Genomic DNA, 21,315 nt, shown 5'->3' with positions numbered 1-21,315 from the left:
AAACCGGGCGATCTATCCATGGCCAGGGTGAAGGTGCGGTAACACGCGCTGGAGGCCCGAACCCACTTATGTTGAAAAATGAGGGGATGAGCTGTGGATCGGAGTGAAAGGCTAATCAAGCCCGGAGATAGCTGGTTCTCCTCGAAAGCTATTTAGGTAGCGCCTCATGTCTCACTTACGGGGGTAGAGCACTGTTTCGGCTAGGGGGCCATCCCGGCTTACCAACCCGATGCAAACTCCGAATACCGTAAAGTGCAATCATGGGAGACACACGGCGGGTGCTAACGTCCGTCGTGGAGAGGGAAACAACCCAGACCGCCAGCTAAGGTCCCAAAATCGAAACTTAGTGGGAAACGATGTGGGAAGGCAGAGACAGCCAGGAGGTTGGCTTAGAAGCAGCCATCCTTTAAAGAAAGCGTAATAGCTCACTGGTCGAGTCGGCCTGCGCGGAAGATATAACGGGGCTGAAGTTTCGTACCGAAGCTGCGGAAGCGTGTATACACGCTTGGTAGAGGAGCGTTCTGTAGGCTGTTGAAGGTGAACCGGGAGGTTTGCTGGAGGTATCAGAAGTGCGAATGCTGACATAAGTAACGACAATGCGAGTGAAAGTCTCGCACGCCGAAAGCCCAAGGTTTCCTGCGCAACGTTCATCGGCGCAGGGTTAGTCGGCCCCTAAGGCGAGGCAGAAATGCGTAGCTGATGGGAAACAGGTTAATATTCCTGTACCGCTTATTAGTGCGATGGGGTGACGAAGAAGGCTAGGTCAGCTAACTGTTGGAATAGTTAGTTTAAGCCTGTAGGTAGAGTACTTAGGCAAATCCGGGTACTTAATACTGAGAGGTAATGACGAAGTTCTACGGAACTGAAGTGATTGATGCCCTGCTTCCTGGAAAACCCTCTAAGCTTCAGCTAATAAGGACCGTACTCCAAACGGACACACGTGGGCGGGGTGAGAATCCCAAGGCGCTTGAGAGAACTCGGGTGAAGGAACTAGGCAAAATAGCACCGTAACTTCGGGAGAAGGTGTGCCTGCATTAAGTGAAGCTTCTAGCAAGTAGAGCTGAAACAGGTTGCAATAACCAGGTGGCTGCGACTGTTTATCAAAAACATAGCACTCTGCAAAATCGAAAGATGAAGTATAGGGTGTGACGCCTGCCCGGTGCCGGAAGGTTAATTGATGGGGTTAGCGCAAGCGAAGCTCTTGATCGAAGCCCCGGTAAACGGCGGCCGTAACTATAACGGTCCTAAGGTAGCGAAATTCCTTGTCGGGTAAGTTCCGACCTGCACGAATGGCGTAACGATGGCCACACTGTCTCCACCCGAGACTCAGTGAAATTGAAATCGCTGTTAAGATGCAGCGTACCCGCGGCTAGACGGAAAGACCCCGTGAACCTTTACTACAGCTTTGCACTGAATTTTGAACCTGCTTGTGTAGGATAGGTGGGAGGCAATGAAACTAAAACGCCAGTTTTAGCCGAGCCGCCCTTGAAATACCACCCTGGCATGTTTGGAGTTCTAACCTCGGGCCGTAAACCGGTTCAGGGACAGTGTATGGTGGGTAGTTTGACTGGGGCGGTCTCCTCCCAAAGAGTAACGGAGGAGCACGAAGGTACCCTAAGCATGGTCGGACATCATGCGGTTAGTGTAAAGGCACAAGGGTGCTTGACTGTGAGACAGACAAGTCGAACAGGTACGAAAGTAGGTCTTAGTGATCCGGTGGTTCTGAATGGAAGGGCCATCGCTCAACGGATAAAAGGTACTCCGGGGATAACAGGCTGATACCGCCCAAGAGTTCATATCGACGGCGGTGTTTGGCACCTTGATGTCGGCTCATCACATCCTGGGGCTGTAGTCGGTCCCAAGGGTATGGCTGTTCGCCATTTAAAGTGGTACGCGAGCTGGGTTCAGAACGTCGTGAGACAGTTCGGTCCCTATCTGCCGTGGGCGTTTGAGAATTGAGAGGAGCTGCTCCTAGTACGAGAGGACCGGAGTGGACGAACCTCTGGTGTTCCGGTTGTCACGCCAGTGGCACTGCCGGGTAGCTATGTTCGGACGGGATAACCGCTGAAAGCATCTAAGCGGGAAGCCTCCCTCAAGACGAGTTCTCACTGGGACTTAGAGTCCCCTAAAGGGCCGTTGGAGACCACGACGTTGATAGGCGGGGTGTAGAAGTTCAGTAATGGATGAAGCTAACCCGTACTAATTGCCCGTGAGGCTTGGCCATATAACCCCAAAGGGTTTAGCCGATTATTAACATGCTTGCCTGTACCTGTTTTTCCTGGTGGCAATAGCGAGTGGGAACCACCTGACCCCATCCCGAACTCAGAAGTGAAACTGCTCAGCGCCGATGATAGTGTGGCAGATGCTATGTGAAAGTAGGTCACCGCCAGGAACTTATTCCTAAAGCCTCTGCTATAGCCTAGCAGAGGCTTTTTTCGTTTGGAGAGTGTTAAGTTAACCTAAACTGAGTCAGGTCGTAGCCATCTCTATCGCCTCTTCGACATCCACTGCAACTAAGCGTGACACGCCCGCTTCATGCATAGTGACTCCAGCTAGTGTCGAAGCTAACTCCATCGTGACTTTATTATGGGTGATGAATATAAACTGCACTTGCTGAGACATCTCCCGCACCATAGCGCAAAAGCGGCCGACATTAGCCTCATCTAGTGGAGCATCGACCTCATCTAGCATACAGAAAGGGGAGGGGTTTAACTCAAAAATGGTAAATACTAACGCGACAGCGGTTAAGGCCTTCTCCCCACCCGAGAGGAGATGAATGGTGCTGTTGCGTTTGCCAGGGGGGCGGGCCATAATCGTTACCCCAGTATCGAGTAGATCCTCTCCTGTCAGCTCCAGATAGGCGCTGCCGCCGCCGAATAGGGTCGGAAAGCGCTGTTGTAGCCCCTGATTGACCTGTTCGAAGACCGTTTTAAAGCGTTGGCGGGTTTCGCGATCTATTTTTCGAATGGCACTTTCCAGAGTCTCTAGTGCGGTTTGTAAATCGTTAAACTGTGCATCTAGGTAGTTTTTTCGCTCTAGTTGCTGGTTATACTCCTCTATCGCGGCTAGATTAATGGTGCCGAGACGAGCGATGCGATCTGCTAGTTGCTGCCGCTGCTGCTCTAGGTGGGCGACGGTATCCTCTGGAGTTAGTGACTTGAGTAGCTCTTGTCGCTGCTGTGGGTCGCTATCGAGCTGTTCGAGTAGTGTCTGCTGCCGTACTCGCTGCTCCTGTAGTGTCAACTGTTCGGTGGCGAGGCGCTCTCTGAGACGATTGAGATAGACTTCGCTCTCTAGCCGCTGCTGCTCCTGCTCACCCATATTAGCCTCTATCTGTGATAGCTGCTGTCGCCGCTGCTGTAGCTCTAACTCGTTTTCAGCACGCTGTTCTAACAGTAGCTGCTGCTGCTCTAGTAGCGCCTCAATGGGGGAGCTCGTCTCGCTAAGAGTCTGTTTGAGTGTGGTGATTCGTGCCGCAATGAGTTGTAGTTGAGCCTCTCCCCGTTCACACGCTTCGCTAGCCGCCTGGTAGTGGTGTTGTGCTTGCTGCTGTTGGAGTTGTCGTTGATGTAACTGCTGCTGCTGTCGATCACGCTGGTGTCGTTGCTGCTGTAGTTGTTGGCTGTAGTGTTCCCGCTGCTGCTGTAGCTGTTGTCGCTGCTGCGCTAGCTCTTCTGTCTGCGCTAGGGCACGGTGTAGCTGCTGTTGTGAGGCGACTAGCTGTTGATTATCGAGCTGCTGCTGCTGCTCTAGCTCGGTTAACTCCTGCGCTAGCTGCTGCTGTCGCTGTTGTAGATGTTCGATTCGGGCCTGTTTGGTCTGTAGTTTACCCTCTAGTAGATGGGTTTGGCGTTGAGATTGGATCAGTTGCTGCTGTTGTAGCTGCTGCTGTTGTTGTAACTCGGCTAACAGCTCCTCGTCGTTTTGGTGCTGCTGTTGGAGCTGCTCTAGCCTCTCTTTGTGCAGGGCAACCGCCGCCTCACTCGCTTCGAGCTGCTGTTGGCGCTGTAGAATATTACCGTTCTGCGCTTGCTGCTCTGGCCATGCAATCCACTCTTGACCAACGATGATCGCCTCGGGGGTAACCATTGTGTGGTGTTGAGGGAGTTGTGGTTGCCACTCTAGTGCCTGATCAAGGCTCTCAACCGCAATCACCCCTTGTAGTAGCGATAGCTCCCTCCAGCTTCCATCGACATAGTCGCTCAACCAGCGACCGAAAGGGGGGGGCTGGTGGGGAGCCGCTTTGGGAGGAAAGATGACCATGGTATTGGTGAGCTGGTCGAACTGAGACCAGTTAACGCTCTTTCCATCAATGAGACAGATAGCGTTAAAGGCATGCTGCAAAATCGCTTCGACTGCCGGTTGCCATGCCGCTGCGGCGATGAGGAGTTGTGGCAGACGCAGATCGTCAGCGATGCCGAGCTGTTGTAGGTGGGGCGGCAGGGGCGAGTCGGGGTTATTGAGCGCCGCCTGCTGTAGGGTTCGTAGCGAGCTTAGCTGCCCCTGCTGTTCACTAAGCTGCTGTCTGATCAGATTGAGCTGCTGTTCAAGCTGTCGAAGGGTATGGTGCTGGTGCTGCTGTTCATCGTCGAGCTGTGCTAGCTGCTGCTGCTGCTCCTGTCGCTTTAGGTCACTCTCCTCATACTCAAACTGTAGCTGTTGCAGCTCCTGCTCTAGCTGGATCAGGTTGAGCTGCTGCCGCTCCTGTTCGAGTCGTTGCTGTCGCTCTCTTCGCTGCTGCTGTTGCTGCTCTAATTGGCCGATACGCTGCCGTTCGAGATCGGCGGTGCGTATCGGCTCAGCCGCCTGCTGATGAAACTGCTCCCATCGCTGTTGCCACTGCTGCTGCTGTGACTCACTCTGTTCGAGTTGCAGCTGTAACTCTTCAAACTGCTGCTGCTGTCGTTGTAGTTCGGGGGTAAGCTGTTGTAGCTCTAGTTGGTGGGATATCTGCTGCTGCTGATCACCTTGTAACTGCTGGGCTAGCTGCTGATACTGCTGATCTAGCTGCTCTAATTGTTGCTGCTGTTGTCGGCTCTGCTCCTGTTTATGGTGAATCGTCTGTTCGCACCGAACCAGTTCGCTGCCGAGGCGATAGAGCTCTGCTTGGCTCTCTTGGGTCGCCTGTTGCTGCTGCTGTTGCTGTTGGCGTAGCTGTTCGAGTAGGGTATCGGTGTGGGTGAGGCGAGCAGTTAACTGCGCCTGCTGGAGCTGGTGTTGTGTCAGTTGCTGCTCCATGCCGATAGCGAGTTGTTCAATATCGTCCCAGCGACGCATGAGGAGTTGCCGGCCGAGCTGCTGTTGCTGCTGTTGCAGGGCTTGGTAACGGCGAGCCGTGTCGGCTTGGCGCTGTAGTTTGTCGAGCTGTTTTTGTAGCTCCTCCCGAATATCGTTTAAACGCTCTAGGTTGTCGCGGGTCTGGGTCATGCGCCGCTCGGTCTCTTTGCGTCGCTCTTTATATTTGGAAATCCCAGCCGCCTCCTCTAGGAGTTGGCGTAGCTCTTCTGGTCGAGCCTCAATGAGTCGTGAAATCATCCCCTGTTCGATAATGGCGTAGCTGCGTGGTCCTAGACCGGTGCCTAAAAAGATGTCGGTAATATCTCGGCGGCGACAGCGGGTGCCGTTAAGAGAGTAGATCGATTGGCCGTCACGATTTAACTGCCGTCGAATCGAAATGTCGTTAAAGGCGGCATACTCCCCAGTGAGGGTGTGATCGCTATTATCAAAAATCAGTTCGATAGCGGCCTGTCCTACCGGCTTACGAGCGGTGGAGCCGTTAAAAATGACATCGGTCATCGAGTCGCCACGCAGATGTTTAGCCGAACTCTCCCCCATCACCCAGCGCACAGCATCGATAATATTCGATTTACCACAGCCATTTGGTCCTACCACTCCAGTTAGGTTAGTTGGAAATGGCACAGTGGTCGGATCGACAAACGATTTAAACCCGGCTAGTTTGATTCTGCTCAGGCGCATAGTGGTAAGGAGTGGTCTTTTTCCATGTTTAAAGAGGGAGAGGTGCAGAGGGTACTATGAAAAGGTGGCTCGTGCCACTGCCCACACCTCAACTGTGGTCGCTCCGGCGTTAAGTAGGGTTGAAACGGCTTCATTCACTGTGGTTGCGGTGGTTACGACATCATCGAGCAGGGCGATTCGTTGCGGCCAGTGGGTGAGGCGAGGCGAGGTGGCAAAGACCCCTCTAAGGTTGAGTTGGCGGGCGGTACGGCTATGGAGTGTTGTTTGTGGTTGGGTCGGGCGAATACGGCGCAGTGCCTTAGTCTCGAAATCGATAGCACCAAGCTTAGCTAGGTGGCGACCGATCTCTTCGGTTTGGTTAAAACCGCGCTCTGCCATGCGACGGTGGTGGAGCGGGATCGGTAGCAGCAGATCGGGGAGCGGTCGGGGTAGAGTGAGTGCCATTAGCTCTGCGAGTAAGGGGGCATGGCTTAGTTGGTGTTGAAATTTAAGCCCGATAATGAGCTGTTTTAGGGGAGCTTGGTAGAGCCACGGGGCATAGATACGGCTAAAGAGCGGTGGGTTGACGCTACATTGACTACAGATCTGGGCCGATTCAGCGTGGATCGGCAGGGCGCATCGTTGGCAGTAGCCCACATTAGGGCGCAGAGAGGCAAAGCAGCCGCGACAGAGGTTATCGACACCCGAATCGAGCGGGGACGAGCTACCGCAGAGTAGGCAGCGAGAGGGGAAGAGGCGCGATGGAAGCTGTCTAATGAGCGTGCGCAACTTGGGGGGTGGCCAGTTTGGCGACTAGCTCCTCTAACTGCCACCAAGCTAAGTCGCTCTCCTCCGACTTGCCAAGGCGATCAATGGCGGCGGTTCGAATGAGTGCCTGCTGCCAGAAGAGCTCTGAGTGGCTCTGTAGGAGCTTTTCGGTGGCAGGACGCAGGGAGTTGAATAGATTTCTCTCTTGCCATAGTGGCTGTAGCGACTGGCGACGGCTCAGATAGCTACTCGCCTCGACCATGCAGGTCAGCTCCCGCTCTATAAGCCATAGGAGTTGTGGTACCGCCTCCCCTTCTGCTCTGAGTGTCTGAACTATCTGTACCGCTCTTTGGGGATTGCGCTCTAAAATAGCATCCCACAGGGCGAATGGGGTGTAGTGGGCACTCTGTTGCAGCGTTTTAAGCTGCTCAATATCGAACTGCTGTCGTTCAGGGTCGTTTAGCTGTAACTTTTGCAGCTCTTGGATGGCGGCAATGAGATTGCCTTCGGTTAACTGTGCGAGTCGTCGAGCCGCCTCGGTCGTCAAGGTTATCCGCTGTTGGCGAGCCCGTTGCTGTAGCCAATTGGGGAGTTTATAGGGGGGGATCTTTTTGATCTGAATGAGCAGCAGGGTATCGGGTAGCCTCTTTACCCAGGCTAGCTTTTTAGTTGGTGTTCCCTCGGCAACGGCATAGCTTAACAGCAGTAGTTTATCGGCGGGCCATGAGGTGATCGCTTGAGTTATCTGTTTTAGTGTTGCGGCATCGGGGGGGTGGTGGAGTCGAACATCAACTACCGTTTTAGCGGCGAAGAGCGACTTCATACGGCTATTGGCAAAGAGTGCCTCCCAGTTAAATCCCGGTTCGACATCATAGACCTCTCGCTCCCCATATCCCTGCTGTCGTGCGCTTTGGCGTAGCTGGTCGAGGGTTTCATTAAATTGTAGCGGCTCATCACCGATCACCCAAATGGCACCGGAGAGCGTGCGGTTTTGGAGCTCAATCGACATGGCGGCTTAGGTGTTGCATCAGCTCTGTGGCCGCCTCATCGGCTAGCTGTTGGCGTACATAACGCTCTTGAGCACTAATGGCTAGCGGACTATCCGCCAGTGCCGAGTAGTCTCGTTCTAGTCTCTGTGTGAATCGCTGTGGCTGTGACTGCTGCTGGTGGGTGAGGGTGCAGCTTAGCTCTAGGGCTAGCTCATAGAGCGCCTGCTCACCGCTCTGTCGATAGAGTAGGGTGTTAGACCAGCGGGGAGGGGTACAGTCAAGTTGCCATGGGGCAACTGGCGTTTGGGTGATGCCTAGCAATTGCCACTGACGCTGCAAGGCTCGATAGAGCGGTGAGCCGTAGTGCAGCCCCTGTAGGGTAAGAGTTGTGGGAGGAGGGGGGGCGATGTCACTGCTGCCGCGTAGCTGATAGCCGCTACAGCCGGTTAACAGTAGCAGCAGTAGCGGTAGCAGGGTGTTTTTGGGCATAGAGATCCCGTTACGCCCACTCTGGCTTGATAAACGGCTGGCTGCTATCGCCCCGATAGTGGATGGCAATAATGGTATAATGCCCTCTTCCTCGGGGGAGCACGACCTCAATCTCATCATCTAGTGAGCGTCCGAGCAGCGCTTTTGCCATCGGGGAGTGGAGGCTAATCCAGTGACGAGCCGGATCGTACTCATCACTACCGACTAGTCGGTAGCACTGCGCTTGACCCTGTTCATCTTCGATGGTAACCCAAGCGCCAAAGAAGACTCGGCTCTGATCTTGCGGCGGTTCGTGAACGATCGTGAGCTCATCGAGCCGCTTGCTCAGAAAGCGTACTCGCTTATCTATCTCTCGTAGCTGCTTTTTGCCATAGATATAGTCGGCATTTTCTGAGCGATCACCTAACGCTGCCGCCGCAGAGACGGCTCGGGTGACAGCAGGGCGCTTCTCTTTCCAGAGAAAATTGAGCTCCTGCTGTAACCGCTGTGCCCCCTCGTAGGTAATGTAGTGAGACGGTGAGGCCATAGACTAAGACTGGAGTAACGCTAGGGCGGCTCGGCTATTCACTCCCTGTCAAGGTTTTTGCTGGGGGTGTCATTCCCCCTTGGTGGTGCATCGGCATTGGGGGGCGCTTGCCATTAATCACCGCCAGACGCCCCTTCTGCTCCTCACTGAGGGTGGCGACGAGCTCATCATAGGCTGTGGCGACCGCTTGAACCTGCTCTAGGTGGCTCTGCATCATGGCTACCCGGGCAGCAAACGGATTGTCGTTGTCTGAGTTTGCCCTCTTCATGTGCCGGTGGGAGCGATGGGAGCGGTGAGCCATTTGCTCCTGTTGTAGCGCTGTCGCAAAGCTCTCCCATGCTGCCTGTTGTTCGTCACTAATTTGCAGATAGTGGTAGGCGCGAGCCATAAAGTCGCCGCCGGGGGCACTCATGCCGCTAGGGCCGTCCATTCCCCCTTTACCGGGACAGGCAAAGGCGCTACTCGTGGTGAACAGGGTTGCGGCAAGGGCGAGTGTGAGTGGTTTTAACATAAGCTAAGCTCCATTTGAGTGGTAAGTGTCATAAATTCCGCGCTGGGGCAGAGTCGGCGTTGATGAACCGAACAGGGGGAGAATGGTACACGCCAACGGTACGATTTGCACCCTTCTTGGTCGATATCGTTGCATCTACTGCGCAGACCCCCTACTCTTTAGGGACTTCATCGTTTTTTAGAGAACTTAAAATATGGCCAAACTGCAGCAGTTAAATGTCCGTTATGATCCGACCGAAGATAGGCTACTGGTCACCTTAAGAGATAGTGACTTAAGTGATATCTATCTTTACTTTACTCGCCGCTTCAGTCAGCTATTAATGCGGGTGCTAGAGCAGGTAACGCGCAAAAATCTAGCGCGAGAGTATCGTCCGGCAGAGGGGGAGCTCGAAGGGGGGCAGCTAGCGCAGGCGCTACCCGGTATCGCCCAGTTTGAGCGCCAGCAGGCGCTACAGCAACTCGACTTCTCCACGCCAACAGCGGCTCACACCCCGCCGGCAGCGACACCGCTAGGTAAGAGCCCACTGTTAGCTAACCGCATCGACTACCACCTACAGAGCAGTGGTGCGCTACAGTTAACGGTCGTGACGATCAAGCAGCAGAGCATCAATATGAGCTTGGATCAAAAGATGATCTTTGGATTGCAGAAGCTGCTCCACGACGGCATCACTCGGGCTGAGTGGAATCTTAGCACCGCTGTGAACCATGCCGAAAAAGAGGTGACCGAGCCCTCTAGGCTGCTCCATTGAGCGCAACGACTATTCCCCCTAACCACTGTCTATCCACTATCTATACGTATATGAGGAGTTTAATATGCTTGAAGGGTTACTGCTGTCGCTAGTGAATACGCTAGCCTCATTTCTATTTGAACAGTATCTGAAATCGACCACCGAAGTGGAGGTTGATGGCGCACCTAGATGGTACTATCACGAGGAGGCGAGCAAATTTTGTACATTTAACTTTATTGATGGCGACTACTATCTGTTAGAGCGGGCGAAAAGTGCCAATAAGCAGCTTATGGTGCAGCGGATAGAGAGGCTGACCGATGTCGTGGTCTATGAGAATCTGCACCAAGTGCGCACCGTAGAGGAGCGGCAGATGGTCAATCAGTTTAAGCAAGACCCACAGCTACCGCTCTTTGTCGAGGCGAAGATGAACTTTATTAAAATTAGTTATGAGGAGGAGGTGGAGCGGGTCTTTGTGAAAGGGTGTATCGATAAAACCACCCTTGAGGCGTATGAGAAGCAGCGTCTTATCGATATCTCCCACCGCTTAAGCCGCTATCGGGCCGGTAACGCCTTCGATGAGTTAGAGGGGCAGCGAGAGAGTCAGGGGGCGTTTAAGGAGCTAGAGCAGTCACTGCCAGAGTAGCCGAGCGACCGACGGGCTATAGTGGCGAGACTCCCTCCCGCTCTAGCATCGCGATAAGCGCAATCAGCGGCAGACCGATTAGCGTATTGGGATCCTCCCCCTCTAGTTTAGAGAAGAGGGCGATCCCTAACCCCTCCGATTTAAAACTGCCGGCGCACTGATAGGGCTGCTCTAACGCTAAGTAGCGTTCGAGCTGGGCGATAGGGAGCTGGCGAAAATAGACTGTAAACGGCACCACCTGGCTCTGTATCTGGCCTGTACGGCCATTCAATAGCGCTAGAGCGGTCTGAAACACCACTTTTTGCCCCTGACACGCCGTTAGCTGCTGTAGCGCCGTGGCGTGATCGCCCGGTTTACCCAACACGCTCTCCCCTAGTGTCGCTACCTGATCGGAGCCGATAATCAGCCCATCGGGGTGGGCTGTGGCAACGGCCTCTGCCTTCGCTCTCGCTAGCCGCTCAACCAGTGCGGTGGCCGATTCACCGGCGATAGCCGACTCATCAATCGCCGGTGCGGCGCAGAGAAAAGGTAGCCTAAGTTTCTGTAGCAGTTCGCGCCTAAAGGGGGAGGTAGAGGCGAGTATGAGTGGTTGCATGGTCAATGTATCAATTTGGCAGCGGTTATCGAGACCGCCTATTGTAGTCAACCTCTCTGTTTAGGCCAATCTTTTCTTTTGACACAGCTACGCTCTACCAGTATGATTCGCGCCCTATGAAAAGCGAGCGTTTGCCGGTACGGCTTGATCCTTGGCGCTCTGCCCGTAAGCAGGAGCGTTTTCGGGGGAGCTTACCTCTAGCCACAATGTCGCGGCTAGGAGAGCTGCTCCATGGCCACCATGGTGAGGTTCGGCTGCGGTTAGAGTGTGGTGTCGATCTGACGGGGATTCACTACTGGCGCGGTGAATTAGACACAGAGCTAGAGCTGCTGTGTCAGCGCTGTCTAACCCCGTTTGTGTGGCCGCTTCAGTTGCAGTTTCATTTAGCGCTGGTCGATTCGGAGAGAGCGGTCGCAGCACTGGATCCGTCTTATGAACCGCTGCTGGTGACCGATGGCCTGATTACCGTGGCCGATGTGATCGAGGAGGAGCTGCTATTAGCGTTACCGCTAATTGCGCTACACTCTGAGAGCGATTGTCCGCAACAGAGGTCTTGATCTATTTGCCAAGCGATGGTAGTTAACTGGTGTAGTGCTCGCTGTTGTAACATCAATTTTTGAAAATTTTTAGCTAGTTCGAGGTATAACCCATGGCTGTTCAGCAAAACAAGAAATCTCCTTCCCGTCGCGGTATGCGTCGCGCGCACGATGCGCTGTCGAAGCCGACACTCTCCATTGAGCCGACAACCGGTGAGACCCATCGTCGCCACCATATCAGTGCCGATGGCTACTACCGTGGCCGCAAGGTGGTGGATGTTCAATCGTGATCCTAATGGTTCAAGACTATCGTCGTGTAGTGGCTTCCTCTGAACTGTCCCTTTAAGACAGGCTGTGCGGCGACTCTTTTGTGGTCGTGAGAATAGATCCCGGTTTAACCGGGATTTATTGTCTGTAAGCCTGCTAAACTGCCAAAAATAGAGGCACCTTAACTCTCAACTATGCAAAAGATGACCATCGCTATTGACGCTATGGGGGGCGATTTTGGGCCAGAGGTGACTGTGCCTGCCGCTGTCGAGTGTTGTCGGCAGCAGCCGGAGCTACAGCTACTGCTAGTCGGTGATCAAGCTCAAATTGAGCAGCAGCTGCAGAGTAGTCGCTACGCCGGCAGTGCTATTGAGGTGGTGCACACCTCTCAAGTTGTTACCATGGATGAGCTCCCCTCTAAGGCGCTACGAAACAAAAAAGACTCCTCTATGCGAGTAGCGATAGACTTAGTCAAAACGGGGCGAGCTAAGGCGTGTGTGAGCGCGGGTAATACCGGTGCGTTAATGGCCACCTCTCGCTTTGTCCTAAAGACGCTCGCCGGTGTTGACCGACCGGCAATTATTACCGCCCTGCCGACCATTAGTGGCCATACTCACATGCTTGATTTAGGCGCGAATGTCGATAGCGATGCGACGATTCTCTACCAGTTCGCCCTCATGGGGTCGGTGCTGACGAGTGCCGTAGATAGTATTGAGCGCCCCTCTATTGGCCTACTCAATGTTGGCGAAGAGGAGATCAAGGGGAATGAGCAGGTAAAACGGACGCACCAACTGCTGCAACAGAGCGAGCTAAACTATATTGGCTATGTCGAGGGGGATGCCATCTACCGTGGCGGAGTCGATGTCATTGTCGCCGATGGTTTTGTTGGCAATGTCGCCCTCAAAACCAGTGAGGGGTTAGCGAAGATGATTAGCCACACCATGCGGCAGGAGTTTAAGCGTAACTGGCTGACCCGTTTGAGCGGCTTGGCGGCACTGCCGGTACTACGAGCCTTTCGGCGTCGGATCGATCCTCGCGCCTATAACGGGGCAAGTTTAGTCGGCCTGAACGGTATTGTGATTAAGAGCCACGGCAGCGCCGATATCTTCTCCTATACAACCGCCATTCGCGAAGCGGTAATTGAAATAGAGAAGAATGTCCCAGAGCAGATTCGGCATCGACTACTCGAACTCCATGCCGTGAAATAGCCCCCTTAATGGGGTGGGAGTATTATCACTTATCATGCGTTATACAAAGATAACCGCGACCGGCAGCTACCTGCCCGAGCGGATTTTAACCAATGCCGATCTCGAACAGATGGTCGATACTACCGATGAGTGGATTACGACTCGTACGGGGATTAAGCAGCGACACTTAGTCAGTAGCGGGCAGAGTACCGTCGATCTGGCCGAGCAGGCGGCGCAACAGGCGCTACAGGCGGCCGATATGAGCGCCGCAGAGCTCGATCTGATTATCGTGGCGACCACGACCCCAGATCAGATCTTTCCTAGCACCGCCTGTCTGCTACAACAGCGGCTCGATAACCATGGCGCGGCGGCGTTTGATGTCCAGGCGGTCTGTACCGGCTTTATCTACGCCCTAACGGTTGCCGATAAATTTATTCAGAGCGGCAGCCATAAAAAGGTGCTGGTAGTGGGGGCCGAGACGATGTCGGCAATTACCGACTGGAGTGATCGCGGCACCTCAATTCTGTTTGGTGATGGTGCCGGCGCGGTGGTGCTAGAGCCCTCTGACGAGGCGGGGATTCTCTCTACCCATCTTCACGCCGATGGCCAATATAAAGATCTACTTCAGATACAGGCTGGTGTCTCGACCGACTATAGCGCGATTTTGGCGGGTAGTGCCTATGTGGAGATGCGTGGTAACGAGGTCTTTAAAGTGGCGGTGAATACCCTAGGACAGATTGTCGATGAGACGCTAGCGGCGAACTGTATGGATCGGGGCGATATCGACTGGTTAGTCCCCCATCAGGCCAATATTCGCATTATTCAGGCCACCGCCAAAAAGCTGAAGATGGGGATGGAGAGGGTTGTCGTGACAGTGGATCGCCACGGGAATACCTCGGGCGCATCGGTGCCGCTAGCGCTCGATACTGCGGTGAGAGATGGGCGTATTCAGCGGGGCGAAGTGTTACTACTAGAGGCGTTTGGTGGTGGGTTTACTTGGGGATCGGTCTTGGTTCGCTATTAGCGCCATCGCCACGGGTAGTTCGGTTTGAAGTAACTTTTTTTAGTGAGGTCGTGTCAAACGCATGAGTGTAGCGGTACTCTTCCCGGGACAGGGTTCCCAGTCAGTAGGTATGTTAACCGAGTTGGCGGCGCACTATCCGCAGCTTAAAGAGACGGTGGCCGAGGCCTCGGCAGCACTTGGCGAAGATCTGTGGCAGCTGATGAGTCAGGGGCCGGAGGCGCAGTTAAACCGTACCGATCTAACCCAGCCGGTGATGCTCACCGCTGGAGTAGCCGTGTGGCGCCTATGGCAGCAGCAGGGGGTAACCCCCGCCTATCTAGCTGGCCACAGCCTCGGCGAGTACACCGCCTTAGTTGCAGCCGGTAGCCTAGGGCTTGCCGAGGCGGTGGTGCTGGTCGCCGAACGGGGTAAACTGATGCAGCAGGCGGTGCCCGATGGTGTGGGTGCGATGGCGGCGATTATGGGGCTCGATAGCGAGCCGGTCGTTAAGCTCTGTGCCGAGATATCGACCCCCGAATCGCTGGTAAGTGCGGTGAACTTTAACTCACCACAACAGATAGTGATCGCCGGTCATCGCGATGCGGTGGAGGCAGCGTCAGTCGCTGCTAAAGCGGCCGGCGCTAAACGCGCCAAACGGCTACCGGTGAGTGTGCCATCCCACTGCGCATTAATGGCCCCTGCGGCAGAGCAGCTAGCACAAAAGTTGGCTAAGACGACGATAACGGCACCTGAGATTGCCGTCATTAACAATGTCGATGTCGCCTGCGAATTTGAGCCTGAGGCGATTAAATTGGCGCTAGTGCGACAGCTCTATAGCCCCGTACGCTGGGTGGAGATAGTCTCAATGTTAGCCGATAAGGGCGTTACGACAGCGTTAGAGCTCGGTAGTGGTAAGGTGTTGGCCGGATTAAATAAGCGCATTACCACGGTGGTGAGCACCGTGTCGGTGTTCGATTCAGAGACACTGCACCAAGCACTAAAGTTACATTGAGACTAGAGACGAGAGAAGGTGACAATGATGAGATTTGATTTAAGTCAGGAGGTGGCGCTAGTCACCGGTGCGAGTCGTGGCATTGGTCAGGCGATCGCCTTGCAGCTTGGTCAGATGGGGGCGACCGTTATCGGTACCGCCACCTCTGAGAGAGGGGCGGCGGCGATAGGCGAGGGGCTGCGTCAAGCCGACCTTCGGGGCGAAGGTCGCGTGCTCAATGTGACCGACCCCGAGTCGATTGAGACGACGCTTAAAGCGATCACCGAGCTGTTCTCAGCGCCGACGATTTTGGTTAATAACGCCGGTATTACCCGTGATAACCTGCTAATGCGGATGAAGGAGAGTGAGTGGGAGGAGATTATCGATACCAATCTCTCCTCCATTTATCGCCTCTCTAAGGCGGTCATTCGCGGCATGATGAAGGCTAAACGGGGGCGGATTATCAGCATCGCCTCAGTCGTCGGTGTCAGCGGCAATGCCGGCCAGAGCAACTACGCAGCGGCGAAGGCGGGGATGATCGGTTTTTCTAAATCGCTAGCGCGCGAGGTCGGTTCGCGCGGTATTACCGTGAATTGTGTCGCGCCGGGGTTTATCGATACCGATATGACTCGTGCGTTAGCTGAGGAACAGAAGCAGGCGCTATTGACCCAAATTCCGTTAGCGCGACTGGGCAGGGCGGAGGAGATCGCCGCCACAGTTGCCTTTTTGGCCTCACCGGCAGCGAGCTACATTAGCGGCGAGACCATTCATGTGAACGGCGGGATGTATATGGCCTGAGGGCTAATCGTTAAGCGCAAGCTGCGACTGCTGGTAGCGCTCTAGCAGGGTCTGTAGCCTAGTCGCCTGCGCTAAAAAGGTGCTACGGTAGCGCGGTTCAATCGGTTCGGCATCGGGAAACTTGACCGTAAGCGGGTTTTTGTGAGTGCCGTTGACTCTGAACTCGTAGTGGAGATGGGGGCCGGTTGCCAGTCCGGTTGAGCCAACATAGCCGATAATCTCCCCCTGAGAGACCCTTTCCCCTTTGCGTAACCCGCGCTTAAAACGCGACATGTGGCCATAGAGGGTGGTGAACTGGCCACCGTGTTGCAGAATAACGGTATTACCGTAGCCCCCTTTTTTACCGACAAAGAGCACCTTGCCATCACCGGCGGCCTTAATTGGCGTGCCTGTTGCCGCCGCATAATCAACCCCGCGGTGGGGCCGTTTGACCCCCAGCACTGGGTGGTAGCGTTCGGGCTGAAAGCGGGAGGAGATGCGGCGAAAATCGACCGGACTACGCAAAAATGCTTTGCGCATACTCTGCCCTTCGGCATCAAAGTATTGTGCATCGCCGTTGCTGGTTAGATGACGAAAGGCCTGATATTTATGGCTGCGATTCGTGAACTCGGCGGCGATGATCTGGCCATCACGCACCTTGTTGCCATCTAAATAGAGCTCCTCATAGTGGACGATAAATTGATCGCCTTTGCGAATATCGAGCGCAAAGTCGATATCCCACCCGAAGAGGTTAGCGAGCTCCATAATTAAATTATCGCTCAACCCTGCCGCTACGCCGCTCTTATAGAGTGACTCCTCAATGGTGGCGGCGGCGAATGTGGTCTGAATATCGTGTTCGCGTTCAATTTTTTGGTAGTCGAACTTATCGGCGTCATTGCGCTCAAATTTGGCGGTCACAAGGGGTGAGATGCGGTAGTGTAGCGACAGTAGTGCCCCCTCATTAGTGGCCAGTTGCAGCTTTTGGCCGATACGCAGCTTGTGTAGCAGCTTATCGTGGCGCTTATCGATCGCTAGAAGCTCGGCGACTGTGGCAGCACCTAAATTGAAACGGGAGAAGATGAGAGTTAAGTTGTCACCACTGCTGACAGTCGCCTCATGCCATTTGATAGGGGAGGGGGGGGGGGGAGGGGCCGCTTCTGCCGCCTGAGGGCTCTCCTCTGCCGTGGAGAGGAGGAGGGCCTCTGGTTGTAGCGGCTGGCTCTCCATCTGTGCCGGCTTAAAGGGGGGAGCCCTGAGCTCAAGGGAGGCTAGATGGAGCGAGTCGGTAGGCAGTGTGGAGGCCTGCTGCTCCGCCTCTGTCTGCTGTTGCAGCGCTATTTTTGAGAGCGAAACGCTCTGAAGTACCGGAGGGGCCTGTAGCAGTTCGGTAAAGGCGTAGGCTAGACCTGCGGTGGAGATGAGCAGCACCAGAAACAGATTTCGCGCAGCTCGGCGGCGCTTGATATGAATCGGCTGGTCGATGAATTTAAGATCTTTATTTAACAAGACTCTCTAATCCTATGTTGTTGCAACGGTTTTTAGGGCTATTCTAGCGTACAAATTGCAGATGTCTAGGGGTAAAACCAAAATTGGGCGATAATTTTAAAATATCAGCAAAGCTTAATATAGAGGGTATTGAGGTAAACTGGGTGTGAAATCATTCACAAATTACTGTTAGACTTATTTTTTGTTGTCAGCTTGGTATACTGCCCGTTGGGTTAATCTTTTGTTAAGGAGGCTATATGTTAACAAGCCATATTCGTAAAGCGGTGCTGCCGGTTGCCGGTTTAGGGACGCGATTTTTGCCGGCAACTAAAGCGATCCCCAAAGAGCTACTGCCGGTGGTCGATAAACCGCTGATACAGTATATCGTTGAAGAGGCGGCCGAGGCGGGGATTACCGATATTATCCTAGTCACTCACTCTGATAAGAGCGCCATTGAGAACCACTTTGATAAGAACTACGAGCTAGAGGCGGAGCTCCGGCGTCGTGGAAAGGAGGAGCTGCTAAAAATTAAGCAGTCGATTCTGCCCAAAGGGGTGCGCATTATCAGTGTGCGCCAGCCGGAGGCGCTAGGGCTAGGGCACGCTGTCCTATGTGCCGAACCTGCACTCGGTAACGAACCGTTCGCGGTGCTCCTACCTGATGTGGTGATGTACCACCCTAAACAGGGCTGTTTAAAGCAGATGGTCGATCTGTACCGCCGTACCCACACCTCCATTATTGCCTTAGAGGAGGTGCCGACTAGCGAGGTGCATAAGTATGGGATTGTCGATCTGGATGATAGTGGTCGTGATCTGCGGGTTAAGGGGCTAGTCGAGAAGCCGAAGGCGGAGGAGGCTCCGTCGAACCTCTCAGTGGTCGGGCGCTATATCTTTACCCCTAGGATTATCGATCTGCTCCACCAGACCCATCCTGGGGCCGGTGGTGAGATTCAACTCACCGATGCGATGGCGCAGCTATTGGAGTTTGAGATTATGTTCGGCTTCAAATTTGATGGCATAAGCTACGACTGCGGCGATAAGCTCGGCTTTTTGCAGGCCAATGTTGAATATGCACTACGAGATCCTAAGCTAGGTGGGCCCTTTAAGCAGTGGTTGGGCGACTATGTGGGAAACCATTTGCTGAAGACAACTAAAGGTGGCAAGGAAAAGAGTGGTTGATGAGCTAAAGCCGCTGGTGATCGGGGTCTCGTCACGAGCGCTATTTGACCTAGAGATTGAACACGAGATATTTCTGCAAGGGAGTTTGACCGAGTATCGACAGTATCAACTCGATAATGAGGCGGTCATTCTCGCTAAGGGAACGGCGTTTCATCTAGTCGAGGCGCTGCTGCGACTCAATCAGTTGACCGATCAGCGTCTGGTGGAGGTGGTGGTGATGTCGAAAAATACCCCCGATACCGGCTTACGGATCCATAACTCGATTAAACACTATCAGATCGACATCAGTCGCTCCGCCTTCTCTGGTGGTGAGTCTCTCGCCCCCTTTTTGAAGGCCTTTAGCGTCGATCTGCTACTTACCCGCGATCCGCGCGATGTGCAGACCGCGATCGATACCGAGGAGTGCGCTGCGGCGGTGATCTACGATCCACCACAGAACTTTCAGCCCGATCAGGAGCGGATTCGGCTCGCTTTTGATGCCGATGCGGTGATTATTAGCGACGATTCGGAGTATATCTATCGCACAGAGGGGCTCGATACCTTTCAGCGCCATGAGGAGGAGAATGAGGATATCGAGCTGCGTCAGGGGCCGTTTACCAAACTAGTGAAGGTGCTATCGCAAATTAATCAGCAGCTAGGGCCGGAGCGATCACCGCTTAAGCTGGCGATTGTCACCGCCCGTAATACCTCAGCCCACGTTCGGGTGATTAAAACTTTGCGGCAGTGGGGGATTATCGTCGATCAGGCTTTTGCACTAGCCGGTCTCCCTAAAGAGCAGGTGCTACAGGCGCTCAGACCACACATCTATTTTGACGATCAGCCAGCGCACCTGATTTCGGCCTCACAGCATATTCCGGCCAGTCAGGTTCCCTATCGTTCCGACTCCAAATTGAAGAGGTTGGAGCAGAACTCCCCTATAAATGAAGAGGATAATTGAGATGAATTATAGTGCGGTGGTGCGAATCGTGTCATTAAACTCCCCCTTTTTTGCGGCGCTGTTGACCACCGTCATCGCCCTGTCGCTGCTCGGTTACCTAGCACTACTGGATCAGCGAGAGCCGTGGTTTGCCGCCTCAGTGATCTACTTTATTCTCGCTGCCATTGCGCTAACACTAATGAGCGGTGGGCGTACTTTAGGCGCTAGTAGCGGCCTCTCATGGCAGCGGGTAGGGAGGGTGGCACTGTTCGCTACCCTACTAACGGCACTGATTTGGAGCTCGGTGGGGATCGAATTTCGGGTATTGGCCGATGAGACCAACCTTTTGGCGACCAGTCGCACCCTCTTTACCGATCTGGCACTGAAAAATGTGACCGAGACGCTCCACTACTACGATAGCGAGTCGGTGATTCACGCCGATACCGCCCATCGGCCGGGGCTGTTTGCCACTGTGACGGCGCTGCTGCACTTTATTAGCGGTTTTCACTGGCTTAACGCTTTTATCACCAATCTACTCGTCTCTATCGTGACACTGAGTGCGGTGGTGCTCTTCTTTCAGCGTACCCTCTCACTCCGTTTCGGAGTGGTGGCGGCCCTGCTACTCGCCTCTTTCCCTATCTACCAGCTCAATATCACCTCGGCCGGCTACGACGCTTTGAATATGTTGATGGTGATGCTGTTCTATATGCAGCTATGGCGTTTTATGCACCGTCCCTCGGGGGGGGAGATGGAGCTACTGCTGCTATTAGCGCTATTAGCCTCCTACGCCCGCTACGAGTCGGCAGCGGTGGTGCTGGTAGCGCTAGTGGCTATCCTACTCCACTGGCGGCAGCTACTCCAGTGGCGCTATTCGCTGCTTCTGCCGCTGATTCCGCTACTCTATCTGCCGGTGGTGTGGCAGAAGATAGTCTCTAGTAACTTTGCGAATGCTGGCGATGATCCGACCCAAGCGTTCAATTTAGGTGGCATTGGCGAAAACTGGCTCAATATGTGGCGCTACTTTAGTGACTGGAGCGGTGCCGGTCTGCCGACCCATCTCTGGATTGTGGCGCTGGCGCTCATCGGCGGGGTGATCTTTTTAGGCTGGGGGTGGCGACAGCGTAGCCAGCGCCGTGGCCTATTGGCGTTTGGGTTGCTACTCTTGGCGCAGAGCCTAATTTCTATCGCCCACTTCGCCTACTACTTCGGTGACTATCAGCTAGCGTGGATTAACCGTTTAGCGCAGATACAGCTATTGTGGCTGGTGCCGCTAGCGACCACTCCTCTGATCTGGCTCAGTCGCAGTTGGCAGGGGTGGCGTCAGGGTTGGTTAGTACTGGGGCTGCTGTTTATCTACCTAACTGGCAATGTGGTGGCACGAGAGAACAAGGTGGGTAAGTCGCTCACGCTGTTTCGAGAGTATAAGCAGGTACGACACTATCTACAGCAGCACTATCCGCTGCAAGGAACAGTCGTGATTAACGAGCGCAGTGGCCTCTATACTGCGCTAGGCTACTCAGCGATAAAGCCTCACACCCTGATGCAGCGCCAAGCTATCCTTGTGAGCAATCTGGAGCGGGGGCTGTTTCAGCAGCTCCTCTTTGTGAGTAAGTTTGATAACGACAAGCGGCGGTTACAGGATAAGATAGCGCCCCGATTTGAGGCTGAGCTGTTAAAACGGTTACAGTTCGATGGTAGCCGTTCGGTCGATATCTACCGGCTGACGGTAAAAACCAAATAAAAAACCCGCTCCTAAGAGCGGGTGAAACACC

General features: G+C 54.1%; 19 protein-coding genes and 2 rRNA genes (1 of these 21 only partly in view). 13 read left to right on the top strand and 8 right to left on the bottom strand.

Annotated features, from left to right (window positions below; all coding sequences use genetic code 11):
* Both D5085_06735 and rrf read left to right on the top strand, forming a co-directional pair.
* A 23S ribosomal RNA gene (locus tag D5085_06735) occupies positions 1 to 2,241 on the top strand (it extends 664 nt beyond the left edge of the window).
* A 36-nt stretch (positions 2,242 to 2,277) separates the two neighbouring features.
* Positions 2,278 to 2,392: ribosomal RNA gene (rrf, locus tag D5085_06730) — 5S ribosomal RNA — on the top strand.
* 77 nt (positions 2,393 to 2,469) lie between these two features.
* Here rrf and smc read toward each other — a convergent pair.
* The 6 genes from smc to D5085_06700 are packed head-to-tail and all read right to left on the bottom strand — an operon-like array spanning position 2,470 to position 9,238.
* A complete protein-coding gene (gene smc, locus D5085_06725; GenBank protein ID QEP42849.1) occupies positions 2,470 to 5,976 on the bottom strand; it encodes a chromosome segregation protein SMC in 3,507 nt (1,168 codons plus the stop codon).
* 54 nt (positions 5,977 to 6,030) lie between these two features.
* Positions 6,031 to 6,744, bottom strand: coding sequence for a ComF family protein (locus D5085_06720; protein QEP42848.1), 714 nt, complete (start codon positions 6,742 to 6,744; stop codon positions 6,031 to 6,033).
* Positions 6,728 to 7,732, bottom strand: a complete 1,005-nt coding sequence (holA, locus tag D5085_06715; protein ID QEP42847.1) for a DNA polymerase III subunit delta — start codon at positions 7,730 to 7,732, stop codon at positions 6,728 to 6,730. Before holA ends, D5085_06720 begins: the two co-directional genes overlap by 17 nt.
* Entirely contained in the window at positions 7,722 to 8,321 is a 600-nt protein-coding gene (locus tag D5085_06710; GenBank protein ID QEP42846.1) for a hypothetical protein, read from the bottom strand. Before D5085_06710 ends, holA begins: the two co-directional genes overlap by 11 nt.
* Positions 8,212 to 8,727, bottom strand: coding sequence for a transcription elongation factor GreB (gene greB / locus D5085_06705; protein ID QEP42845.1), 516 nt, complete (start codon positions 8,725 to 8,727; stop codon positions 8,212 to 8,214). Before greB ends, D5085_06710 begins: the two co-directional genes overlap by 110 nt.
* Before the next feature lie 34 nt (positions 8,728 to 8,761).
* Positions 8,762 to 9,238 carry a hypothetical protein gene (locus tag D5085_06700; GenBank protein QEP42844.1) on the bottom strand — a complete coding sequence of 159 codons (477 nt, stop codon included), beginning with the start codon at positions 9,236 to 9,238 and terminating at the stop codon, positions 8,762 to 8,764.
* Positions 9,239 to 9,431: 193 nt separating this feature from the next.
* Between D5085_06700 and D5085_06695 the strand changes: the two genes are divergently transcribed.
* Together D5085_06695 and D5085_06690 are read left to right on the top strand one after the other, a co-directional pair.
* Positions 9,432 to 9,986: a hypothetical protein gene (locus D5085_06695; GenBank protein QEP42843.1), complete on the top strand. Its 555-nt coding sequence runs from the start codon at positions 9,432 to 9,434 to the stop codon at positions 9,984 to 9,986.
* Between the two features lie 64 nt (positions 9,987 to 10,050).
* Positions 10,051 to 10,608, top strand: coding sequence for a hypothetical protein (locus tag D5085_06690; protein ID QEP42842.1), 558 nt, complete (start codon positions 10,051 to 10,053; stop codon positions 10,606 to 10,608).
* Between the two features lie 16 nt (positions 10,609 to 10,624).
* Here D5085_06690 and D5085_06685 read toward each other — a convergent pair whose 3' ends face one another.
* The gene (locus D5085_06685; protein QEP45078.1) at positions 10,625 to 11,203 is read right to left on the bottom strand and encodes a septum formation inhibitor Maf; all 579 of its coding nucleotides are present in this window, start codon (positions 11,201 to 11,203) and stop codon (positions 10,625 to 10,627) included.
* A 116-nt stretch (positions 11,204 to 11,319) separates the two neighbouring features.
* Here D5085_06685 and D5085_06680 point away from each other — a divergent pair, with 116 nt between their 5' ends.
* From D5085_06680 to fabG, 6 genes are all read left to right on the top strand, one after another.
* Positions 11,320 to 11,760 carry a DNA-binding protein gene (locus D5085_06680; GenBank protein QEP42841.1) on the top strand — a complete coding sequence of 147 codons (441 nt, stop codon included), beginning with the start codon at positions 11,320 to 11,322 and terminating at the stop codon, positions 11,758 to 11,760.
* Positions 11,761 to 11,852: 92 nt separating this feature from the next.
* Positions 11,853 to 12,029 (top strand): 50S ribosomal protein L32, encoded by a 177-nt coding sequence (locus D5085_06675; protein ID QEP42840.1) that lies wholly within the window; start codon positions 11,853 to 11,855, stop codon positions 12,027 to 12,029.
* Positions 12,030 to 12,200: 171 nt separating this feature from the next.
* A complete protein-coding gene (gene plsX / locus D5085_06670) occupies positions 12,201 to 13,214 on the top strand; it encodes a phosphate acyltransferase PlsX (GenBank protein ID QEP42839.1) in 1,014 nt (337 codons plus the stop codon).
* A gap of 34 nt (positions 13,215 to 13,248) precedes the next feature.
* Complete coding sequence (locus tag D5085_06665; protein QEP42838.1) at positions 13,249 to 14,217, top strand: ketoacyl-ACP synthase III; 969 nt, start codon at positions 13,249 to 13,251, stop codon at positions 14,215 to 14,217.
* A gap of 61 nt (positions 14,218 to 14,278) precedes the next feature.
* Positions 14,279 to 15,208, top strand: a complete 930-nt coding sequence (fabD, locus tag D5085_06660) for a [acyl-carrier-protein] S-malonyltransferase (GenBank protein QEP42837.1) — start codon at positions 14,279 to 14,281, stop codon at positions 15,206 to 15,208.
* Between the two features lie 24 nt (positions 15,209 to 15,232).
* A complete protein-coding gene (gene fabG, locus D5085_06655) occupies positions 15,233 to 15,985 on the top strand; it encodes a 3-oxoacyl-ACP reductase FabG (protein QEP42836.1) in 753 nt (250 codons plus the stop codon).
* 3 nt (positions 15,986 to 15,988) lie between these two features.
* On the opposite strand, the gene D5085_06650 is transcribed toward fabG, so the two are convergent.
* On the bottom strand, positions 15,989 to 17,191 hold the full coding sequence (locus tag D5085_06650; protein ID QEP45077.1) for a peptidase M23: 1,203 nt from the start codon (positions 17,189 to 17,191) through the stop codon (positions 15,989 to 15,991).
* Between the two features lie 515 nt (positions 17,192 to 17,706).
* Here D5085_06650 and galU point away from each other — a divergent pair.
* The 3 genes from galU to D5085_06635 are packed head-to-tail and all read left to right on the top strand — an operon-like array spanning position 17,707 to position 21,284.
* Complete coding sequence (gene galU / locus D5085_06645; GenBank protein ID QEP42835.1) at positions 17,707 to 18,627, top strand: UTP--glucose-1-phosphate uridylyltransferase; 921 nt, start codon at positions 17,707 to 17,709, stop codon at positions 18,625 to 18,627.
* Entirely contained in the window at positions 18,620 to 19,564 is a 945-nt protein-coding gene (locus D5085_06640; protein QEP42834.1) for a 5'-nucleotidase, read from the top strand. Before galU ends, D5085_06640 begins: the two co-directional genes overlap by 8 nt.
* Positions 19,548 to 21,284 (top strand): hypothetical protein, encoded by a 1,737-nt coding sequence (locus D5085_06635; protein QEP42833.1) that lies wholly within the window; start codon positions 19,548 to 19,550, stop codon positions 21,282 to 21,284. The genes D5085_06640 and D5085_06635 overlap by 17 nt, the downstream gene beginning before the upstream one ends.
* Positions 21,285 to 21,315 lie beyond the last annotated feature (31 nt).

This window comes from Ectothiorhodospiraceae bacterium BW-2 (assembly GCA_008375315.1).
Taxonomy (GTDB): domain Bacteria; phylum Pseudomonadota; class Gammaproteobacteria; order Thiohalomonadales; family Thiohalomonadaceae; genus BW-2.
Note: the sequence above shows the minus strand (reverse complement) of the source record. Positions and strands in the feature narration are given on the sequence as shown.